The sequence below is a fragment of the Erwinia sp. V90_4 genome (assembly GCF_029967685.1).
Lineage (GTDB): Bacteria > Pseudomonadota > Gammaproteobacteria > Enterobacterales > Enterobacteriaceae > Erwinia > Erwinia aphidicola.
Genome location: NZ_JASCAQ010000033.1, coordinates 122,567 through 140,536, shown reverse-complemented (window position 1 = coordinate 140,536; position 17,970 = coordinate 122,567). Strand labels below are relative to the sequence as shown.

Sequence of the window (17,970 nt, the reverse complement as noted above, 5' to 3'; positions counted from 1 at the left end):
ATGAATTAATTGATTTATTACAGCGAGTTATCCCGCTGAGAAGCCCAACTGATAAAACAGCGTAAATTCGCGCAGCGCGCCATAATCTTCAATATGAACAGACAATTAGTTCACATTCCGCTGAACAGGTCGAGATGACCCTTGCCGAGCCGTTACCCGCCCGCGTGTTACACCGGTGTAAAAGTTGCAAATCGGGCGCCGAACTGAGGTTTCAGACAATACTCAGCACAATCCTACATCTGAATCGGGATATTTCTTACGGCGGAGATTTACTTCTTATCGCCGGGAAAATAAACTATTGCGCCTTCGAAAGGCTTTACTCTGAACCCCATTCCCCTAACGCTGAGACTCTCAGGCAGAGGGTTGTAAATTAAAGGATTTTTTTCATGACGCTTCAACTCTGGCTGGCGTACACCGGTGTGATTGCCGCACTGATTGCCATTCCCGGCCCTTCGGCGCTGATCAGCATGACCCACGGCCTGCGCTATGGCCGCAGGCAGGCGCTGGCGACCGTCAGCGGTGGCGTACTGGCCGCAATGATGCTGATGACGGCCTCCGCGCTGGGTCTGGGCGCGATCCTCGCCGCCTCAACCACCGCCTTTACCGTGCTGAAAGTGGTGGGCGCTGCCTATCTGATCTGGCTGGGCATTGCTGCCTGGCGCGATAACAGCGAGCCGACGGCGGTCAGCACCAGCGAAATGGAAGAGGCGCCAGGGGCATTTCGTCTGTTCCGCAAAGGCTTCACCGTCGGCATCAGCAACCCGAAGGATCTGCTGTTCTTCGCCGCGCTGTTCCCGAACTTCATCGATGCCAGCCAGCCGCACGCCCTGCAGTTCGCCACGCTGGCCATCACCTGGGCGGTGCTGGATTGCAGCATTATGTTCAGCTATGCCTGCGCCGGTCGCCGCCTGTCGGGCGTCTTCGCCAGCCGCCGCCGTCTGCGCATTCTCAACCGCTCAACGGGCAGCCTGTTCGTCTTTGCCGGTGGCGCACTGGCCATCTCGGCGAAGTAATTTACCCGGCGGTTTTGATGCGTCCGCTGGCGCGGGCAAAGGCAAACAGCCCGCCCGCATCAACGATACTCGCCAGCTCCCCTACCGGGTCGATCGCCAGTTGCTCCCCCGTTGCCTCCAGCGTCACGCTCTGCGTGACGGTATCAATGGTTATCCGGTCGCCGGTGCATAACTGCCGGTATAACGCCTGGCCACAGGCCACCGGCAGTAGCTCCCCGGTGGCCACACAGTTACGGAAGAAGATACGCGCATAGGATTGTGCCAGCACCGCCTTTACCCCCGCCGCACCCAGCGCCACCACCGCATGTTCCCGCGACGACCCACAGCCAAAATTTTTTCCAGCCACGATGATCGGATAGGCGCTGCGCCCGCTGACGGCATCAATAAACGGCTGGGCACCTTCCGGCAGGCCGCACATCGCCAGTGCTCCCAGCTGCGCGTAGCCTTCCGGCGTGGAGGGATTGACCTTAAGAAATTCGGCACTCAGAATCTGATCGGTATCGATATTGTCACCCAGTACGTACACCGCACCCTGAATAATGGCGTTCATTGTGCTGCTCCTGTCATGCCCAGCGGGTTGGTAATGGTGCCCGTCACTGCCGCCGCCGCGACGGAATAAGGTGAGGCAAGATAAATGCAGGCCCGCTTGTGGCCCATGCGTCCGACAAAATTGCGGTTGGTGGTGGAGATCACCGATATCGGGTCATTCACCCGGCCAAAGGTATCGGCAGGGCCGCCGCAGCAGGCGGCGCATCCGGCTTCAGCAGAGAGCTGCACACCCGCGTCGCAGAGGATCTGATACAGCGACTGGCCGTCGATCTGAGTCGCGATCAGCTGATGGAATACCTCTTTGGTCGCCGGAACGGCAAAGGTGGGAATGCACACTTGGTGTCCTTTAAGTACCTGCGCAGCCGCGTGAAAATCCGCCAGCTTGCCGCCGGTGCAGGAGCCAATATAAGCCTGTGAGACAGCAACATTTTTCAGACTGTCAGCCGTAACGACGTTATCCGGCGAGTGCGGTTTTGCCACCAGCGGCTGCATGGTCGAGACATCAAACTCCACCACCCGGCTGTAGCAGGCATCGGCATCGGCCTCGACCACGTGATAAGGGATATCAGTGCGCCCGGCCAGATAATCCAGCGTCGCCTGGTTCGGCACCATAATGCCGTTTTTCGCGCCGCACTCCACCACCATATTGCACATCGTCATACGCTCATCGACCGACATCGCCTCCACCACGCTGCCGCCGAACTCAATCGCTTCATAGGTTGCACCGTCTACCGTGAGCTCCGCCATCAGCGCGAGGATCAGATCTTTCGCCTGCACGTGGGCGGGCTGTTCGCCGTGGTAGTTAACACGAATAGTGGAGGGCACTTTCAGCGGGATCTCGCCTGTGCCCAGCGCGTAGGCAGCATCGGTAATCCCCAAACCAATAGCAAAACAGCCAAACGCCCCGGCGGTTACGGTGTGCGAATCGGTGCCGAGCAGCACTTCACCAGGACGAGTATGCCCCCCTTCCGCCAGCCCGATGTGGCAGACGCCTTTGTACTGTGGCGTACCCACATCGTAGAAGTATTTAATTCCCTGCTCCGCGGCGAATTCGCGCATCACGCGGATATTTTGATTCGCCTGCGCATCAGCAGAATAGACAAAGTGGTCCGGGATCATAATAAAACGTTGCGCATCCCAGACTTTAGCCTGGGCGCCAAACTCTTTTTTAAATACGCTGGCGACACCGGGCGTGCAGGGATCGTGCGACATTAATATATCGACCTTTGCCCAAACTATTTCTCCAGGCGTGACGCTTTCGCGCCCGCTGGCTCGGGCGAGTATTTTCTGGCTAATTGTCTGACCCATTAAATTAACTCTCTACGTTGTGAGATTACCGGGGAGTAAATGAATTTTAATCACCATAGCGCTTTTCCCTGCGCAGCAAACGTGGAATATGCTAATATCGCGCACTGTTTCCGCCTGAAAACAATCCGGGATAATAATGAGCGATTTTGAAAACCTGCACGGGATGATTATTTTTGCCAGGGTGGTGGAAACGCTGAGCTATACCGAAGCGGCAAAGACGCTCGGGCTGGCAAAATCCTCGGTGAGTAAAGAGATCTCGGCGCTGGAAGTGCGTCTCGGGGCGAAGCTGCTGCAGCGCACCACGCGGCGCATTCAGGTGACGGAAGTCGGTATGACCTATTACCACTACTGCTACCGCATTCTGCACGAGGTGAAAAGCGCAGACCTGTTTATCCGCCAGTTCCATGAGGAGCCAACCGGCAGCCTGCGCGTGGTGGCCCCGGTCACCTTTGGCTGCCAGTGCATTGTACCGGTGCTTAATAGCTTTGTGGCGGGCAATATCCACGTCAGCATTGACCTCGATCTCACCGACCGCCCGGTGAATCTGGAAGATGACCATTTTGATATCGCCATTGCCATCACCCGCGACCTGCCGGATCACCGCCACTACCGACCGCTCATTGATATTGCCTGGGGACTTTATGCCGCGCCGGGCTATCTCAGTAAGCTGAATGCCATCGCCAGCCCGGACGACCTGCCGCGCCAGGATTTTATTCTGTTCCGCGGCCCCGCCCACACCATTTCATTGCCGTTTCGTAAGGAAAAGCAGAAGAAAGATATTGAGGTGCGCAGCCGTTTTCGCGCCAACAACAGTATCGCCCTGTTAAATTCGGCGGTCGCGCAGACCGGCATTGCTTATTTACCGAGTTATATTGCGCAGGAAGCGGTAGAAAGCGGCAGGCTGGTGCAGATATTACCCGACTGGGAAATGGATATTTATAAATCGTATATTCTGGTGAAGAGCGATAATTTCATTTCGCCACGGGTGAGATTATTTATTGAAGATTTGCAGAAGGCGTTGCAGGAATAAAAGGGGCGATCACAAGAAGATCGCCCTCTACAGTAGGGGCTGACCTTCTGTTTCGGTCAGCCCTTTATTCATCTTCGACAGAAGATTAATAATAGTTGCCGTGACGGTAATCCCAGGTGGTAAAGATATCCGACATCATCGACATAATCTTATCCACGTCCAGACCTTTACGGATCAGTACCGGGCAAGGGGTAATATTGCGCTCGCCCTTCTGCTCTGGCACCAGTTTGCCATTATCATCAACCATCGCCACCATCACACCCTGCTCATAGCGGGTCTTTTCAGACTCGTTTGGCTGGATAGATTTCACATAGTCGTTGGCCGCGATAATCAGGTCAGCGTGCTGCTCAATGCGCTCACCGATGCCCTCTACCAGGCCACGGTTGCCTTTGCCTGACGGGTTGGCCGAGCTGGCGAAGGAGAATTTACCGTGGTTTTCCCACAGCTCTTTCGCCAGATTTTCGCCCGGGGTACCGAACTTAATCACGAAGCAGCTGGTCTGGCGGCGGTCCATCATCAGATCTTTAGAACCGTCATCCGGGATACGCGCAACCGCTTCTTCTTTCCACGGCAGGATGCAGCCCAGCAGCACGTCTTTGTCCCAGTGCTGCTGATACAGCGCTTCGATTTCCGGGTTCAGCTGCGCCAGCTCTTTCAGCTGCGCCAGAGAACCACACAGCACGACGCCCGGCTTGTTACGGTTACGCTGCTTGGCGTCAAATTTGCGCTCCAGACCTTTGGCATCGGAAGTCATGATGATGTAGCCCACTTTGGTTGGGCAGACGATCATGCCGCCTTCAGCAGACAGGATCTTCACGGCTTCCGGCTGTAAGCCACCATTCCAGTTAACAACTTTATCGTTCATAGCAGACCCTTAATTCAGATTCGTTTCAATATAAGTGGGTAATCACCCGTTGAAACCATCCTGCCACAGCCAGTTTTCAGCGCAACAATAAACTATCAAAGCGCACGATTGTTTCCATCAGGAAACAACCGTTGCCTCTCAGCGCGGGATCAGCTGCTCGGCTTTCAGGCGATCGAACAGTTCGAAGAACGCCTCACGCGTTGGCTGATAGCCAGTGAACCCGGCCTGACGGCTTTTGCTGACGTCGGTGAACACTTCCATCGGGCGACCGAGGTCGGCATCGGTGTGCCACCAGGAGGCCAGCTTAGTCACATCGTCCTGCTTGAGCCCGTGCTGCTGCGCCAGCGCCTGCCACTGAGCGGGGGCGTCGTTCATCCGGCCTTCCAGCGGCTGCATTTCGCCACTGAACGGCGCGGCTTCGATACCGAAGTAGTCGGCAATTTCGCCCCACATCCACTGCCAGCGGAACACGTCGCCGTTGACCACATTGTAGTCCTGATTCTGCGCCGACGGCGTGGTCGCGGCCCACAACAGCTGGTCGGCCAGCAGCCGTGCGTCGGTCATGTCGCTAACCCCTTCCCACTGCGCTTTCGAGCCAGGGAAGATAAACGGCTGCCCGCTCTGTTTACACAGGCTGGCATACACCGCCAGCGTCTGGCCCATGTTCATCGCATTGCCGACGGCGAAACCAATTACCGTATGCGGGCGATGTACGCTCCAGCTGAAACCGTATTTCTCTGCGGCGGCAAACACCTCATCTTCCTGCGCGTAGTAGAAGTTTTCGACCGGCTGACGGCCCTGCTCCTCACGGAACGGCGTCTGCGGCACTGCCCCTTTACCGTAGGCGTCAAACGGGCCAAGGTAGTGTTTCAGACCGGTGATCAGCGCCACATGGCCGCCCTTCAGCGAGTCACCCAGCGCGCTCAGCACGTTACGCACCATGCCGCCGTTGACGCGGATATTCTCTTTTTCAGTTTCCTGGCGCGCCCAGGCGCTGAAGAACACCTTATCCACTACCACGCCCTGTAATGCGGACTGTACGGAAGCGGCATCGGTCAGGTCAGCAGTCAGCGATTGCACGCCTGCAGCGACCGGAGTCCGCCCGCGCGACAGCCCGTAAACCGCCCAGCCCTCAGCCAGCAGACGTTCCGCCAGCGCACTTCCGGTGACGCCACTGACGCCGACAATCAAAGCTCGTTGTTGCATAGGTTCTCTCCTGTTCGGTTGATGGGTTAAGCTTAATAGAGAATATAATTCTCATCTCAGGTATAAATTCACAGGATTAATGAACTGGAGGAATGAATGGCGCTATCTGACGATCGTCTGCGCGGGATAACCCCGTTTGTTGCCACCGTGGAACACGGCAGCTTTACCGCGGCGGCGGAGAGCCTGCATCTGACCAGTTCGGCGGTGAGTAAGAGTGTCGCGCGGCTGGAGGAGCGGCTCGGCTCGCGGCTGTTCGAGCGCACCACCCGCAGCCTGGCGCTGACCGACGCCGGACAGGCATTTTATGATACCTGTACCCGCGTGCTGAACGAACTGGCGGAAGCCGAAGCGGTGCTGGCCGCCCAGCGCACCATCCCGGTCGGGCGCCTGATGCTGACGGTGCCGCACACTTACGGCCGCCTGCACGTGCTGCCGCTGCTCAACCAGTTCTGCCTGCAATACCCTGAGATGCAGCTCAGCCTGTCGTTCTCCGACCGCTTTGTCGATCTGTTTGAGGAAGGGGTGGATGTGGCGATCCGCATCGGCGGGCCGGGCAACTATCCCCCCTCCCTCAGCGTACGTTACCAGGGCTGCGAGCGGCTGATCTTCTGCGCTTCGCCCGCTTACCTGGCTCAGCACGGCACGCCGCAGTCGCTGGCCGAGCTGGAGCAGCACCGGGCGATTGTCTATTACCGCGGCGACGGCAGTACCAGCCCGTGGCACGTCACCTCACCGGACGGTCGGGTCACCACGCGCACCGTGGCGCACCGCATGGCTTTAGGGGATGGCGAAGCGCAGCGCGCAGCGGTAATGGCGGGTTTGGGGGTGGCGCAGATGGCAACGTGGCTGATGGAAGAGCAGTTAGCCAATGGCGAGCTGGTGCCATTCCTGCCGGAGCTGAGCGTGCCGGGTTTGCCGCTGTACGTGGTGTGGCCACGTAAAAAGCAGCTGACGCCAAAGGTGGATGCCCTGCTGAACACGCTGGAGAAATTAAGAATTGAATAAAGCGAGGCGACCGCAACACGGGCCGCCCCGGGATGATGCGTTAACCGTGGAAGCCCAATTCGGCGGAGATGGCTTTGGCGGTCGCCACCACCGGCGCCATCAGTTTTTTCACCCCAATCTGCTGCAGTTTCGCCGTCGGTAACGATACCGATACCGCGAACGGCACCCGCTGCTGAATATCAAACACCGGCGCGGCAATACAGGAAACGCCCAACTCGTTCTCTTCGCGGTCCATCGCCGTCTGCTGCTGACGAATATTTTTCAGCTCGTCCAGCATCTCTGGCAGCGTGGTGATGGTATTTTTCGTTAGCGGCTGGATAGTGTCCTGATGGCTCTGCCAGTACTGCGCGGGATAATCTTCGCTGCCCCAGGCCATAAAAATCTTGCCCATTGCCGAGCAGTAAAGCGGCATATGCTGGCCAATATAGGCGCGGGTCCGCATCATGCCGGTGGTCGGTTCCAGCTTGTAAATCAGGATCACATGGTCATCTTCGCGGCTGGAGAAGTTGACGGTTTCACCGACCTCAAGATTGAGTTTTTCCAGATGCGGCGCCGCAACGTGGATCACGTTCAGCGACGAGAGCGCCTTCTGCCCGACGGAGATAAATTTAGTGGTCAGACGATAACTGCCCGGCGACGGTGCCTGAGTCACATAGCCGCTGCTGTGCAGCCCCTGCAACAGGCGGTGTACCGTACTTTTATTCATCCCGGACAGCTCAGACAGAGTGGCCAGCGGGCAGCCGTTCGGATAGTTGCTTAACAGTTCAATCAACTGAAGGCCACGAAACAGGCTCTGGGTGCCCAGCGGCTTGTCTTTCTTATCGTCCTTCACGCTCATCCACACTTCCCCTTAAGTTCCTGCCCCGCAACGGGGAGTGGCCCGATGTTACCCCATGCACCCTGCACTGTGAACATGGAACCCTGTTTCAGCGCCGTTTTAGGCAGAATTTCACCCGCAGGCGCCCGCTGCAGAAGTGCGCTGTCCATCACAATTCCACAACATCAAAAATAACCTGTTGTTTTAATTACACAAATAAAACAGCCACTCCTTTGCTTTCCGTTTCAACTGAGAATAGTATTTTTGAAACTCGATTTCGCATATTGAAATATTGCGGTGATTATTTCCCAATCACGCCGCGTTGAATGCCCACCAGGAGTTGCAGGAGGCTGTCATGCAGCATACACCCGGTACGCCGGTTCTTACTCTGAGCCATATCACCAAACGCTTTGGCGGCAATATCGCTGTTAACGATGTCAGTCTGGAGGTTTTCCCTGGTGAAGTGGTCGCCCTGTTGGGGGAAAACGGTGCCGGAAAGTCCACGCTGATCAAAGTGCTGGCCGGAGTCTATGGCCGCGACAGCGGGGATATCCGTTTTCAACATACCAGCATCGCTTCTGCTGCCAGTTTAAAAACCGCACGCCAGCAGCCCATCGCTTTTATCCATCAGGATCTCGGGCTGATTGAGTGGATGACCGTGGCGGAGAATATGGCGCTGGTGATGGGATTTACCCGCCGTCTGGGGCTGATTGACTGGCGCGCGGTGCGTGAACGTTCGCGTGCGGCGCTGGAGGAAGTCGGCATCGCACTCGATCCGGACGCCCGCGTATTTGAGCTGTCGCGTACCGAAAAATCCCTACTGGCGATTGCCCGTGCCGTGGCGGTCAACGCCGAAGTACTGGTGCTGGATGAACCCACCGCCTCGCTACCCGCCAACGACGTGCGCCACCTGTTCAGCGTGATCAACCATCTGAAAAGTAAGAAGGTCGGGATGATTTACGTCACTCATCGTCTGGATGAGGTGATAGAGATTGCCGATCGCGTCTGCGTAATGCGCGACGGCAAACGGGTGGCGGGCGGGATGACGGCGCAGTATACCCTGCGCAATCTGGTGGAAATGATCGTCGGAGAAGCGATCGACGGCGATCGGCGTGAAGCCCTGCCGGCAGGCAAAGATCCGGTACTGGCTCTTGACCAGGTGTGTATTGATGAGGTCGGCCCGGTCTCCTTCAGCCTGCAACCCGGCGAGATGCTGGCGCTGGCCGGTCTGCGCGGTGCCGGGCAGGAAGAGATTGGTCGCCTGCTGTTTGGCCTGCGCCAGCGCAGCGGCGGCAACATTCAGTTCCGGGACAAACGGTATGACGCGCAGTCGCCGCAGCAGGCGATGGCCGCAGGTATCTCTCTGGTGGCAGGCGACCGTACTGGCGAAAGCCTGGTGATGTCGATGAGCGTGCGCGAAAACCTGTTTATTAATCCCTGCGCCAGCGGCCATGCCCTGCTGTCACGCTACGGCCGCCGCGCCGAAATCGGGGCCAGCTGGTGGAAAGTGCAGCTGTTCGATGTCCGTCCGAAAGACGTCAACCTCGACATCAGCGCCCTCTCCGGCGGCAATCAGCAAAAAGTGGTGATGGCGCGCTGGATGCACCTCAATGCCCCGCTGCTGATCCTCGAAGATCCCACCGCTGGCGTCGATGTCGGCGCACGGGAAGAGATCTACCACCTGCTGAATAAAGCGCTGGCCGACGGCGTGGCGGTGCTGGTGATCTCCAACGACTTCGAAGAGATCGCCCATATCTGCAACCGCGCGCTGGTGTTTAACCGTGGTCAGGTGGTGGGTGAACTGAAAAATGAACGCGTCACCTTTGCCAACTTACTCGAACTGGCCTCTGCCAGCCACGAAACCCCTGTCGCCACCGCCTGAATGATTAACGCCACCTCGCAACGGTGGCAGGAGAAGCTGCTATGTCCAAAACATCCGTGAAGTCTACCGCGCTTGAACAGCGGGTCAGCCTCAGCGAGCACGGCCCTGCCGCGTGGCTGATGCAGATCGTCACCCGCTACGGCCTGCTGCTGCTGTGTATTTTGCTCACCCTTCTGTTTTCCTTACTTTCGCCCTCATTTGCCAGCATGCTGACCTTACAGGCGATCCTCGCCAGTAAGGCCAAAATTGCCCTGCTGGCGCTGGCCGCCACCATTCCGATGATTGTTGGCAAAATCGACCTGAACGTCGGCTTTGGTATTGTGCTTTGGCATATCCTCGCCATCACCTTACAAGTGGAATATGGCTTCTCCTGGCAGATGGCGGTGCTGACCGTGCTGGCCATCTCCGCCGTTTACGGCTTGCTGAACGGCATTCTGGTGGCGCTGGCCGATATCGATAGCTTCGTTGCTACCCTGGGCTCCGGCACCGTGCTGTACGCCGTGGCGCTGTGGCACTCCGGCGGCCGCCAGATCGTCGGCGATCTGCCTGATGCTTTTACCGCCCTGCATCATACCGAAATCTTCGGTATCCCAATCGGCGCATTCTACGTGCTGGCCGTGGCCATTATCCTGTGGCTAATTACCGAACACACCCCGCTTGGCCGCTGCATGTATGCCGTAGGCGGTAACCCTGCGGCGGCGCGGCTGAACGGTATTGCGGTGAATAAATTTACCATCGGTGCCTTTATCGCCTCCAGCGTGCTGACCGGCTTCAGCGGGGTGCTGATCGCCGCCGAACAGGGCGTTGGTCAGGCCAGCGTCGGCATGGATTACCTGCTGCCTGCGCTGGTGGGTGCATTCCTCGGCAGTACCACCATTCGCCCGGGACGCGTGAATGTCTGGGGCACCGTGGTCGGCATCGCCATCCTGGCCATCGGCATTGCCGGCATCCAGCAGTTCGGCGGCGACTTCTGGGTTGAACCGCTGTTTAACGGCGCCACCCTGCTGCTCTCCATCACCCTCGCCGGTTACGCCCAGCGTCGCCGGATGTTGAACCAAAAGGCCGTGGTGCGCAGTCAAACCGCTCCGGCTACCACTCCTGACAATAACCAGAAAACCCTCACTCCAGGGAGTACCTTATGAAACGTCATCTTCTTGCTCTGACCCTTGGCGCCCTGCTGGCAGGTTCGCTGCCCGCCTGGGCCGACAGCTATCTCGATCGGGCCACGGCGGCGGTCACCAAAGCCACTGCCAGCGTCACCGAGTGGGACGGCCCGACGACCGGCCCGACCCTGCAAAAGAATAAGAAGGTGATTTTTATCGCCTCTGATATGAAAAACGGCGGCGTACAGGGCGTGCAGCAGGGGCTGAGTGAAGCCGCGGCGGCGGCGGGCTGGAAGCTGGAAACCCTCGACGGTGGCGGCTCGGTGAAAGATCAGCTGGCGGCGCTCAATCAGGCGATCGCCCAGCGCCCTGACGGCATTGTTATTGGCGGCTGGAATCCGAACGTGGCGAAAATTCCGCTGAAAAAAGCGGTGCAGCAGAAAATCGTGCTGATGGCCTGGCACGCCGAACCGCAGCCGGGGCCGATTGCCAAATATAACGTGGTCGCCAACATCACCTCAGACTCTAACGAGGTCGCCCGCCTTGCCGCGCAGTATGCGGTGGTGCAGTCCGGTGGCAAGGCGCAGGTGCTGATTTTCACCGATTCGCTGTATCAAATTGCCCTGGACAAGGCCAACGCGATGAAGCAGGAAATTGAGAAATGCAGCGGCTGTAAAGTGGTGGAGTTTATCGATACCCCGCTGGCCGATACCGCTAACCGTATGCCATCGATGACCTTCAGCCTGCTGCAAAAATACGGCGACAACTTCCAGTACGCGCTGGCGATCAACGACCTCTACTTTGACTTTATGGCCCCGGCGCTGAAGACCGCCGGCAAAGGCGGCAAAAACGCGCCGTTTAATATCTCCGCCGGGGATGGGTCAATCTCTGCCTTCCAGCGTATTCGCAACGGCGACAGCCAGATTGGCACGGTGGCCGAGCCGCTGAAACTGCACGGCTGGCAGCTGCTGGATGAGTTTAACCGCGCCTTTGCCGGGCAGCCGCCATCAGGTTACGTCACCCCCGCGCATCTGATCACCCGCGATAATATCGGCAGCGACGGCGGGCCGCAGAACCATTACGACCCGCAGAATGATTATCAGGGGCATTACAAAACTATCTGGGGCGTGAAGTAACGGAGGCGCTATGCAGACCGATAATCTGACGCTGGAAAAACTCTGCTCCCCGGCCATCTGGGCTGAGGGGCCGGTATGGCTGCCCGGGCAGGATGCGGTGGTGTTCAGCGACGTGAAGGGTAACCGCATGTTCTGCTGGCAGCGCAATGGCGAAGTCAGCCTGTGGCGGGCATCGTCGCACTACGCCAACGGCAATGCCCTGGATAATGAGGGCCGGGTGGTGAGCTGCGAGCATGGCCGCCGCGCCATCAGCCGCACCGAGCATGACGGCAGCGTCAGGCTGCTGGTGGAGAAGGTGGACGGCAAGCGTTTCAACTCGCCGAACGACGTCGTGGTGCGATCCGATGGCACGATCTGGTTCACCGATCCGCCCTACGGCATCGTCAGCGACGAGGAGGGCTATCACGCGCACAGCCAGGTGATCGGCTGTTATCTCTACTGCTTCGATCCGATCGAACAGCGGCTGACCATCGCCGCCAGCGATCTGCAACGCCCCAACGGGCTGGCCTTTTCGCCCGATGAAAGCCTGCTGTATGTCGCGGATATGTCGGTGGTTGACTTCCCGACGCTGGGTCGCCGCCAGCTCAGGGTCTATCCGGTAGATGGCCGGGAGCTGGGCAGCGGGCGGCTGTTTGCCGAGGTGGCCCCCGGTTTTCCGGATGGCTTCTGCGTGGATCCGCGCGGCAATGTTTACTGTAGCTGCGCCGACGGGGTGATTATTTTCGACAGCAAAGGCGTGACGCGCGGCAAGATCGCGGTGCCGGAACGGGTGTCAAACTGCACCCTCGGCGGCCCGCAGGGTAATGAGCTGTATATCACCGCCACCACCTCGCTGTACCGGGCGATCATCGGTTAACGGCCGGGCAAGGCGTGCCACGCCCTTACGGTAAGGGATGGCCGCGATGCGTTTTTTTGTCGGGGTCAGGCATGCCTGACCCGGCTTCCCCACGCCACGATTTCACTCGATGTGTTACCGATCACAGAACCCAACACTATTTTTATCCCACTGTTTTATAAAGACAAAATCACAGCTCATTTCTTTGACTTGTCCTCGTCAGGCGCATAGGATTTATTTGGAACGACATTCCATATATTGAAATAAAGCCATCTCCGGGGAGAAACAGCAGTATGAGAATCAGCTATCAGCAGTTGAAACAGGAGTTTCTGCGGGTGTTACTGGCGCGCGGTGTGCCAGCAGAGAAAGCCGAAAGCTGTGCCACCCTGTTCGCTGACACCAGCGAGAGCGGCGTTTACTCCCACGGGGTGAATCGTTTTCCCCGCTTTATCCAGCAGCTGGACGCCGGGCATATCGTGCCGCAGGCAGAAGCCGAAAAGATCCTCTCGCTGGGGGCGATCGAACAGTGGGATGCGCACCGTGCGATAGGCAATCTCACCGCCCGCAGCATGATGGATCGCGCCATTGAACTGGCCGACGGCCACGGGATCGGTCTGGTGGCGCTGCGTAATGCCAACCACTGGATGCGCGGCGGCAGCTACGGCTGGCAGGCAGCAGAAAAAGGCTATATCGGCGTCTGCTGGACCAACTCCATTGCGGTTATGCCGCCGTGGGGGGCCAAAAGCTGCGCCATCGGCACCAACCCGCTGATCGTTGCCGTGCCGGGCGAACCGATCACCATGGTCGATATGTCGATGTCGATGTTCTCCTACGGCATGCTGGAAGTGAACCGCCTGGCGGGCAAAACCCTGCCGGTCGACGGCGGTTTTGACAATGATGGCCAATACACTCGCGATCCCGCCACGATAGAAGAAAATCGCCGCATTTTACCCATGGGCTACTGGAAAGGTTCTGCGCTCTCAATCGTGCTGGATATGGTCGCCACCCTGCTCTCTAACGGGGCCTCCGTGACCGCAGTGACCGAGGACAACGGCGACGAATTTGGCATCTCCCAGGTCTTTATCGCCATCGATGTCGATCGCCTGATCGACGGCGCCACCCGCGACAGCAAGCTGGCGCGCATCCGCGCATCGATTACCGCTGCCGATCGCGCCGACCAGCAGGCGATCCGCCTGCCGGGCCACAAGTTCCCCGGTATTCGCGCTGAAAACCAGCGCCTCGGCATTCCGGTGGATGAACGCGTCTGGGCACGCATCCAGGCACTGTAACGGGAGTACACACCATGATTTTTGGCCACATCAACAACACCGATGCCCGCCACTATCCGCCTGCGATTGCGCGCGCCATCGACTATTTAGCCCGCCACGATCTGGCCACTATGGCCGCCGGGCGTTACCAGGACAGCCAAACCGGCTGGCAGGTGCAGGTGCTTGACCTGCAAACCGCCCCGCACGGCGACAACTACCCGGAGGCGCACCGGCACTTTATCGATGTGCAGTACCTGGTCTGCGGCAATGAGCTGATGGGCGTCTCCACCGGGGGAGCGGAACCGGCGATCCACCAGCCGTATGATGACGTGCGCGACATCATCTTCTACCAGGATGCCCCGAATGAAACCCTGGTGCTGATGCAGCCGGGAAACTTCGCGGTGTTCTTCCCGCAGGATATTCACCGCCCAAACTGCGCGCTGCATGCCCCTGAGGCCATCCGCAAGGTGGTGGTAAAGGTCCCTGTGGCCGATCTCGCTGACTAAAAGAGGATCGCTATGAGCCTGACGTCTACCACCCTCGCCCGCGAAGGGATCCCGTCTCTGCGCTGGCTGCGGATCATTCCGCCAATCCTGATCACCTGCATTATTTCCTATATGGATCGGGTCAATATCGCCTTTGCCATGCCGGGCGGGATGGATGCCGATCTCGGCATCAGCGCCTCAATGGCCGGACTGGCCGGGGGCATCTTCTTTATCGGTTATCTGTTCTTACAGGTGCCGGGGGGCAAGCTGGCGGTCTACGGCAACGGTAAACGCTTTATCGGCTGGTCACTGCTGGCCTGGGCGGTAATCTCCCTGCTGACCGGCCTCGCCACCAATCAGTATCAGCTGCTGGCACTGCGTTTTGCGCTGGGGGTTTCCGAAGGCGGGATGTTACCGGTGGTGCTGACGATGATCGGCAACTGGTTCCCCGATGCCGAGCGCGGCCGCGCCAACGCCATCGTGATCATGTTTGTGCCGATCGCCGGGATCCTCACCGCCCCGCTCTCCGGCTGGATTATTACCGCCTGGGACTGGCGCATGCTGTTCTTCGTTGAGGGTGTGCTGTCGCTGTTTGTCATGGGACTGTGGCATTTCACCATCAGCAACCGCCCGCAGGAGGCGAAGTGGATCTCCGCAGCGGAAAAACAGTATCTGATCAAAACCTTGCACGACGAGCAGCTGCTGATCAAAGGCCAAAACACCCGCAAAGCCTCACTGCGTCAGGTGATGCGTGAGCCGGTGATGTGGCGGCTGATCCTGGTGAACTTCTTCTACCAGACCGGGATCTACGGCTACACCCTGTGGCTGCCCACCATTCTCAAAGGGCTGACCCACGGCAATCTGGAGCAGGTCGGCTGGCTGGCGATCCTGCCCTATGTCTGCGCGATTTTCGGCATGTTCCTGTTCTCCGCGCTGTCGGATGCCACCGGACGCCGCAAACTGTTCGTCGCCCTTCCGCTGGCCGGTTTTGCCCTGTGTATGGCGCTGTCGGTACTGCTGAAAGCGCATATCTGGTGGTCTTACGCAGCGCTGGTCGGCTGCGGTTTCTTTATCCAGTCAGCGGCTGGGGTGTTCTGGAGCATTCCTCCACGCCTGTTTAATGCCGAAGTGGCCGGCGGTGCGCGCGGGGTGATTAACGCCCTGGGCAACCTCGGTGGCTTCTGCGGCCCCTATATGGTCGGGGTGTTAATCGTGGCGTACAGCAAAGATGCCGGAGTCTACAGCCTGGCGATCGCGCTGGCGATTGCCTCACTGCTGGCGCTGACGCTGCCAGCCCGCTGCGATGCGCAGCAACGGGAGGCCGCATGAACTACTGGTTAGGGCTGGACTGCGGCGGCACCTTTATTAAGGCCGGGCTGTATGACGCAAAGGGCGGCGAGCGCGCGGTGGCACGACAGACGCTGCCAGTACGGGTACCGCAACCGGGCTGGGCCGAGCGCGATATGCCGCTGCTCTGGCAGCAGGCCGCACGGGTCATCGCAGAGGCGCTGAAACGCAGCGGGCTGGATGCGGCACAGATTGCCGGAGTGGGCATTTCGGCGCAGGGCAAAGGGCTGTTTCTGCTGGATAAACAGCAGCAGCCGCTGGGTAACGGCATGCTCTCCTCCGATCGCCGGGCGCTGGCGCTGGTGCAGCAGTGGCAGCGTGACGGCATGCCGCAGACGCTTTATCCGCTCACCCGACAGACGTTATGGACCGGGCATCCCGTGTCACTGCTGCGCTGGCTGAAGGAGCATCAACCGCAGCGCTACGCGGCGATCGGCAGTGTGCTGATGGCCCATGACTATCTGCGCTACTGCCTGACCGGAGAGCTGGCCTGTGAAGAGACCAATATTTCCGAATCCAACCTGTACCACATGCAGCAGGGCGGCTGGACTGCCGCGCTGGCAGAAACTCTCGGCATCGGCGACATTCTGCCTGCCCTGCCGCCGATTGTCGGGCCGACGGACATTGCGGGCTATGTCACCGCTGAAGCGGCCGCCCTGTGCGGACTGCGTGCCGGGACGCCGGTGGTCGGCGGGCTGTTCGACGTGGTGTCTACCGCGCTGTGCGCCGGGCTGCATGACGATACCCGGCTAAACGCCGTCATGGGCACCTGGTCGGTGACCAGCGGGATTACCGACCGCATCAGCGACGAAGCCGATTATCGCTTTGTCTACGGCCGCTATGCCATTGACGGACAGTACATTATTCACGAAGCCAGCCCAACCTCGGCCGCCAATCTGGAGTGGTTCTGCCAGCAGTGGGGCATCGATGACTACCACCAGCTGAATCAGTGGGTGGCCGAACTGCCGCCAGCCGCGAGTTCCCTGCTGTTCCTGCCGTTCCTCTACGGCTGCAACGCCGGGGCTGACCTGCACGCCGGCTTCTTCGGCATGCAGGCGGGCCACCAGCGCGGCCACCTGGTGCAGGCCATCTACGAAGGCGTGGTGTTCTCCCACCTCACCCATCTCAATCGCATTCTGACACGCTTCCCGCAGGTCAAGGCCTTGCGTCTGAGCGGGGGGGCGACGCGCTCGGCAGTGTGGATGCAAATGTTTGCCGACGCCAGCGGCCTGCCGGTGGAGATCCCTCAGATCGAAGAGAGTGGCTGCCTGGGCGCAGCGCTGGCGGCAATGACCGGCACCGGGGCATATGCCTCGCTGCAACAGGCACAGCAGGCGCTGGTACCCGAAATCCTGAGCTACCAGCCCGATAGCGAGCGTCATGCGCTGTATCAGAAAAAATATCAACGTTATCAGCAACTACTGGCGGCGCTGATCGCCACACAAGGAGTGACATCATGAGCCGTTCCCGGGTTCCCCAGCTTCAGCTGGCCCTCGACCACACCCGGCTGGATGCCGCGCTGGAGACGGCACAGCGCCTGCATCAGCAGGTCGATATTGTCGAAGCCGGCACCATTCTGTGCTTCAGCGCCGGGATAGACGCGGTGCGCCAGCTGCGCCAGCAGTTGCCCGCTAAAACCCTGGTGGCCGATTTTAAAGTGGCGGATGCCGGGGCGACGCTGGCGACGCTGGCGTTTGAAGCCGGGGCCAACTGGATGACGGTGATCTGCGCAGCCCCGCTGGCGACCTTTGCCAGCGCGCTGGAGGTGGCCCATCAGCATCAGGGCGATATCCAGATTGAGCTGTTCGGCCACTGGACGCTGGCTGAGGCTAAGCGCTGGCGCGAGCTGGGGCTGACGCAGGCCATTTACCACCGCGGACGCGATGCCCAGGCCAGCGGCCAGCAGTGGAGCCAGCAGGATCTGGACGCGATGAAAGCCCTGTCCGATCTGGGCTTTGCCCTGTCGGTCACCGGCGGCATAACCCCGGACGAGCTGCCGCAGTTTAAAAACATCGACGTGAAGGCATTTATCGTCGGGCGGGCACTCAGCGAAAGTGCCGACGGGCGCGCGGCCGCCGCCGACTTCCATCAGGCCATTGCCAGCATCTGGGGACAATAACT

General features: G+C 59.3%; 17 protein-coding genes. 12 read left to right on the top strand and 5 right to left on the bottom strand.

Annotated features, from left to right (window positions below; genetic code table 11):
• Positions 1–386 precede the first annotated feature (386 nt).
• Positions 387–1,013, top strand: a complete 627-nt coding sequence (locus tag QLG07_RS03250; RefSeq protein ID WP_048917501.1) for a LysE family transporter — start codon at positions 387–389, stop codon at positions 1,011–1,013.
• 1 nt (position 1,014) lies between these two features.
• Here QLG07_RS03250 and QLG07_RS03245 read toward each other — a convergent pair whose 3' ends face one another.
• Positions 1,015–1,563, bottom strand: coding sequence for a 3-isopropylmalate dehydratase (locus QLG07_RS03245; RefSeq protein WP_282468460.1), 549 nt, complete (start codon positions 1,561–1,563; stop codon positions 1,015–1,017).
• Entirely contained in the window at positions 1,560–2,870 is a 1,311-nt protein-coding gene (locus QLG07_RS03240; RefSeq protein WP_282468459.1) for an aconitase/3-isopropylmalate dehydratase large subunit family protein, read from the bottom strand. Before QLG07_RS03240 ends, QLG07_RS03245 begins: the two co-directional genes overlap by 4 nt.
• 136 nt (positions 2,871–3,006) lie before the next feature.
• Here QLG07_RS03240 and QLG07_RS03235 point away from each other — a divergent pair, with 136 nt between their 5' ends.
• Positions 3,007–3,900 (top strand): LysR family transcriptional regulator, encoded by an 894-nt coding sequence (locus QLG07_RS03235; protein ID WP_133624939.1) that lies wholly within the window; start codon positions 3,007–3,009, stop codon positions 3,898–3,900.
• 85 nt (positions 3,901–3,985) lie between these two features.
• Here the strand turns inward: QLG07_RS03235 and QLG07_RS03230 are convergent, their stop codons facing one another.
• Both QLG07_RS03230 and QLG07_RS03225 read right to left on the bottom strand, forming a co-directional pair.
• Positions 3,986–4,765 (bottom strand): Sua5/YciO/YrdC/YwlC family protein, encoded by a 780-nt coding sequence (locus QLG07_RS03230; protein WP_048917503.1) that lies wholly within the window; start codon positions 4,763–4,765, stop codon positions 3,986–3,988.
• 138 nt (positions 4,766–4,903) lie between these two features.
• Positions 4,904–5,971, bottom strand: coding sequence for an SDR family oxidoreductase (locus QLG07_RS03225; protein WP_048917504.1), 1,068 nt, complete (start codon positions 5,969–5,971; stop codon positions 4,904–4,906).
• Between the two features lie 96 nt (positions 5,972–6,067).
• Between QLG07_RS03225 and QLG07_RS03220 the strand changes: the two genes are divergently transcribed.
• A complete protein-coding gene (locus QLG07_RS03220) occupies positions 6,068–6,976 on the top strand; it encodes a LysR family transcriptional regulator (protein WP_187498762.1) in 909 nt (302 codons plus the stop codon).
• A gap of 40 nt (positions 6,977–7,016) precedes the next feature.
• Here QLG07_RS03220 and QLG07_RS03215 read toward each other — a convergent pair whose 3' ends face one another.
• Positions 7,017–7,814, bottom strand: coding sequence for an IclR family transcriptional regulator (locus QLG07_RS03215; protein WP_048917509.1), 798 nt, complete (start codon positions 7,812–7,814; stop codon positions 7,017–7,019).
• Between the two features lie 334 nt (positions 7,815–8,148).
• Between QLG07_RS03215 and QLG07_RS03210 the strand changes: the two genes are divergently transcribed.
• The 9 genes from QLG07_RS03210 to ulaD all read left to right on the top strand — a co-directional run bounded on the left by QLG07_RS03210 (position 8,149) and on the right by ulaD (position 17,968).
• Positions 8,149–9,675: a sugar ABC transporter ATP-binding protein gene (locus QLG07_RS03210; RefSeq protein ID WP_282468458.1), complete on the top strand. Its 1,527-nt coding sequence runs from the start codon at positions 8,149–8,151 to the stop codon at positions 9,673–9,675.
• 41 nt (positions 9,676–9,716) lie between these two features.
• Positions 9,717–10,817, top strand: coding sequence for an ABC transporter permease (locus tag QLG07_RS03205; RefSeq protein WP_133624943.1), 1,101 nt, complete (start codon positions 9,717–9,719; stop codon positions 10,815–10,817).
• A complete protein-coding gene (locus QLG07_RS03200) occupies positions 10,814–11,914 on the top strand; it encodes a substrate-binding domain-containing protein (RefSeq protein WP_282468457.1) in 1,101 nt (366 codons plus the stop codon). The genes QLG07_RS03205 and QLG07_RS03200 overlap by 4 nt, the downstream gene beginning before the upstream one ends.
• A gap of 10 nt (positions 11,915–11,924) precedes the next feature.
• The gene (locus tag QLG07_RS03195) at positions 11,925–12,770 is read left to right on the top strand and encodes an SMP-30/gluconolactonase/LRE family protein (protein ID WP_282468456.1); all 846 of its coding nucleotides are present in this window, start codon (positions 11,925–11,927) and stop codon (positions 12,768–12,770) included.
• A 272-nt stretch (positions 12,771–13,042) separates the two neighbouring features.
• Positions 13,043–14,038 (top strand): 3-dehydro-L-gulonate 2-dehydrogenase, encoded by a 996-nt coding sequence (gene yiaK, locus QLG07_RS03190; RefSeq protein WP_282468455.1) that lies wholly within the window; start codon positions 13,043–13,045, stop codon positions 14,036–14,038.
• A 14-nt stretch (positions 14,039–14,052) separates the two neighbouring features.
• Entirely contained in the window at positions 14,053–14,523 is a 471-nt protein-coding gene (locus QLG07_RS03185; protein ID WP_187498537.1) for a YhcH/YjgK/YiaL family protein, read from the top strand.
• 12 nt (positions 14,524–14,535) lie between these two features.
• Positions 14,536–15,831: an MFS transporter gene (locus QLG07_RS03180; protein WP_099753696.1), complete on the top strand. Its 1,296-nt coding sequence runs from the start codon at positions 14,536–14,538 to the stop codon at positions 15,829–15,831.
• Positions 15,828–17,309 (top strand): FGGY-family carbohydrate kinase, encoded by a 1,482-nt coding sequence (locus tag QLG07_RS03175; protein WP_282468454.1) that lies wholly within the window; start codon positions 15,828–15,830, stop codon positions 17,307–17,309. The genes QLG07_RS03180 and QLG07_RS03175 overlap by 4 nt, the downstream gene beginning before the upstream one ends.
• Positions 17,306–17,968 (top strand): 3-keto-L-gulonate-6-phosphate decarboxylase UlaD, encoded by a 663-nt coding sequence (gene ulaD / locus QLG07_RS03170; RefSeq protein ID WP_187498319.1) that lies wholly within the window; start codon positions 17,306–17,308, stop codon positions 17,966–17,968. Before QLG07_RS03175 ends, ulaD begins: the two co-directional genes overlap by 4 nt.
• Positions 17,969–17,970 lie beyond the last annotated feature (2 nt).

What these genes read in the sequence shown, in the direction of transcription:
- QLG07_RS03250 (WP_048917501.1), top strand. Translation starts at nt 387, where the DNA reads ATGACGCTTCAACTCTGGCTGGCGTACACCGGTGTGATTGCCGCACTG.
- QLG07_RS03245 (WP_282468460.1), bottom strand. Translation starts at nt 1,563, where the DNA reads ATGAACGCCATTATTCAGGGTGCGGTGTACGTACTGGGTGACAATATC.
- QLG07_RS03240 (WP_282468459.1), bottom strand. Translation starts at nt 2,870, where the DNA reads ATGGGTCAGACAATTAGCCAGAAAATACTCGCCCGAGCCAGCGGGCGC.
- QLG07_RS03235 (WP_133624939.1), top strand. Translation starts at nt 3,007, where the DNA reads ATGAGCGATTTTGAAAACCTGCACGGGATGATTATTTTTGCCAGGGTG.
- QLG07_RS03230 (WP_048917503.1), bottom strand. Translation starts at nt 4,765, where the DNA reads ATGAACGATAAAGTTGTTAACTGGAATGGTGGCTTACAGCCGGAAGCC.
- QLG07_RS03225 (WP_048917504.1), bottom strand. Translation starts at nt 5,971, where the DNA reads ATGCAACAACGAGCTTTGATTGTCGGCGTCAGTGGCGTCACCGGAAGT.
- QLG07_RS03220 (WP_187498762.1), top strand. Translation starts at nt 6,068, where the DNA reads ATGGCGCTATCTGACGATCGTCTGCGCGGGATAACCCCGTTTGTTGCC.
- QLG07_RS03215 (WP_048917509.1), bottom strand. Translation starts at nt 7,814, where the DNA reads ATGAGCGTGAAGGACGATAAGAAAGACAAGCCGCTGGGCACCCAGAGC.
- QLG07_RS03210 (WP_282468458.1), top strand. Translation starts at nt 8,149, where the DNA reads ATGCAGCATACACCCGGTACGCCGGTTCTTACTCTGAGCCATATCACC.
- QLG07_RS03205 (WP_133624943.1), top strand. Translation starts at nt 9,717, where the DNA reads ATGTCCAAAACATCCGTGAAGTCTACCGCGCTTGAACAGCGGGTCAGC.
- QLG07_RS03200 (WP_282468457.1), top strand. Translation starts at nt 10,814, where the DNA reads ATGAAACGTCATCTTCTTGCTCTGACCCTTGGCGCCCTGCTGGCAGGT.
- QLG07_RS03195 (WP_282468456.1), top strand. Translation starts at nt 11,925, where the DNA reads ATGCAGACCGATAATCTGACGCTGGAAAAACTCTGCTCCCCGGCCATC.
- yiaK (WP_282468455.1), top strand. Translation starts at nt 13,043, where the DNA reads ATGAGAATCAGCTATCAGCAGTTGAAACAGGAGTTTCTGCGGGTGTTA.
- QLG07_RS03185 (WP_187498537.1), top strand. Translation starts at nt 14,053, where the DNA reads ATGATTTTTGGCCACATCAACAACACCGATGCCCGCCACTATCCGCCT.
- QLG07_RS03180 (WP_099753696.1), top strand. Translation starts at nt 14,536, where the DNA reads ATGAGCCTGACGTCTACCACCCTCGCCCGCGAAGGGATCCCGTCTCTG.
- QLG07_RS03175 (WP_282468454.1), top strand. Translation starts at nt 15,828, where the DNA reads ATGAACTACTGGTTAGGGCTGGACTGCGGCGGCACCTTTATTAAGGCC.
- ulaD (WP_187498319.1), top strand. Translation starts at nt 17,306, where the DNA reads ATGAGCCGTTCCCGGGTTCCCCAGCTTCAGCTGGCCCTCGACCACACC.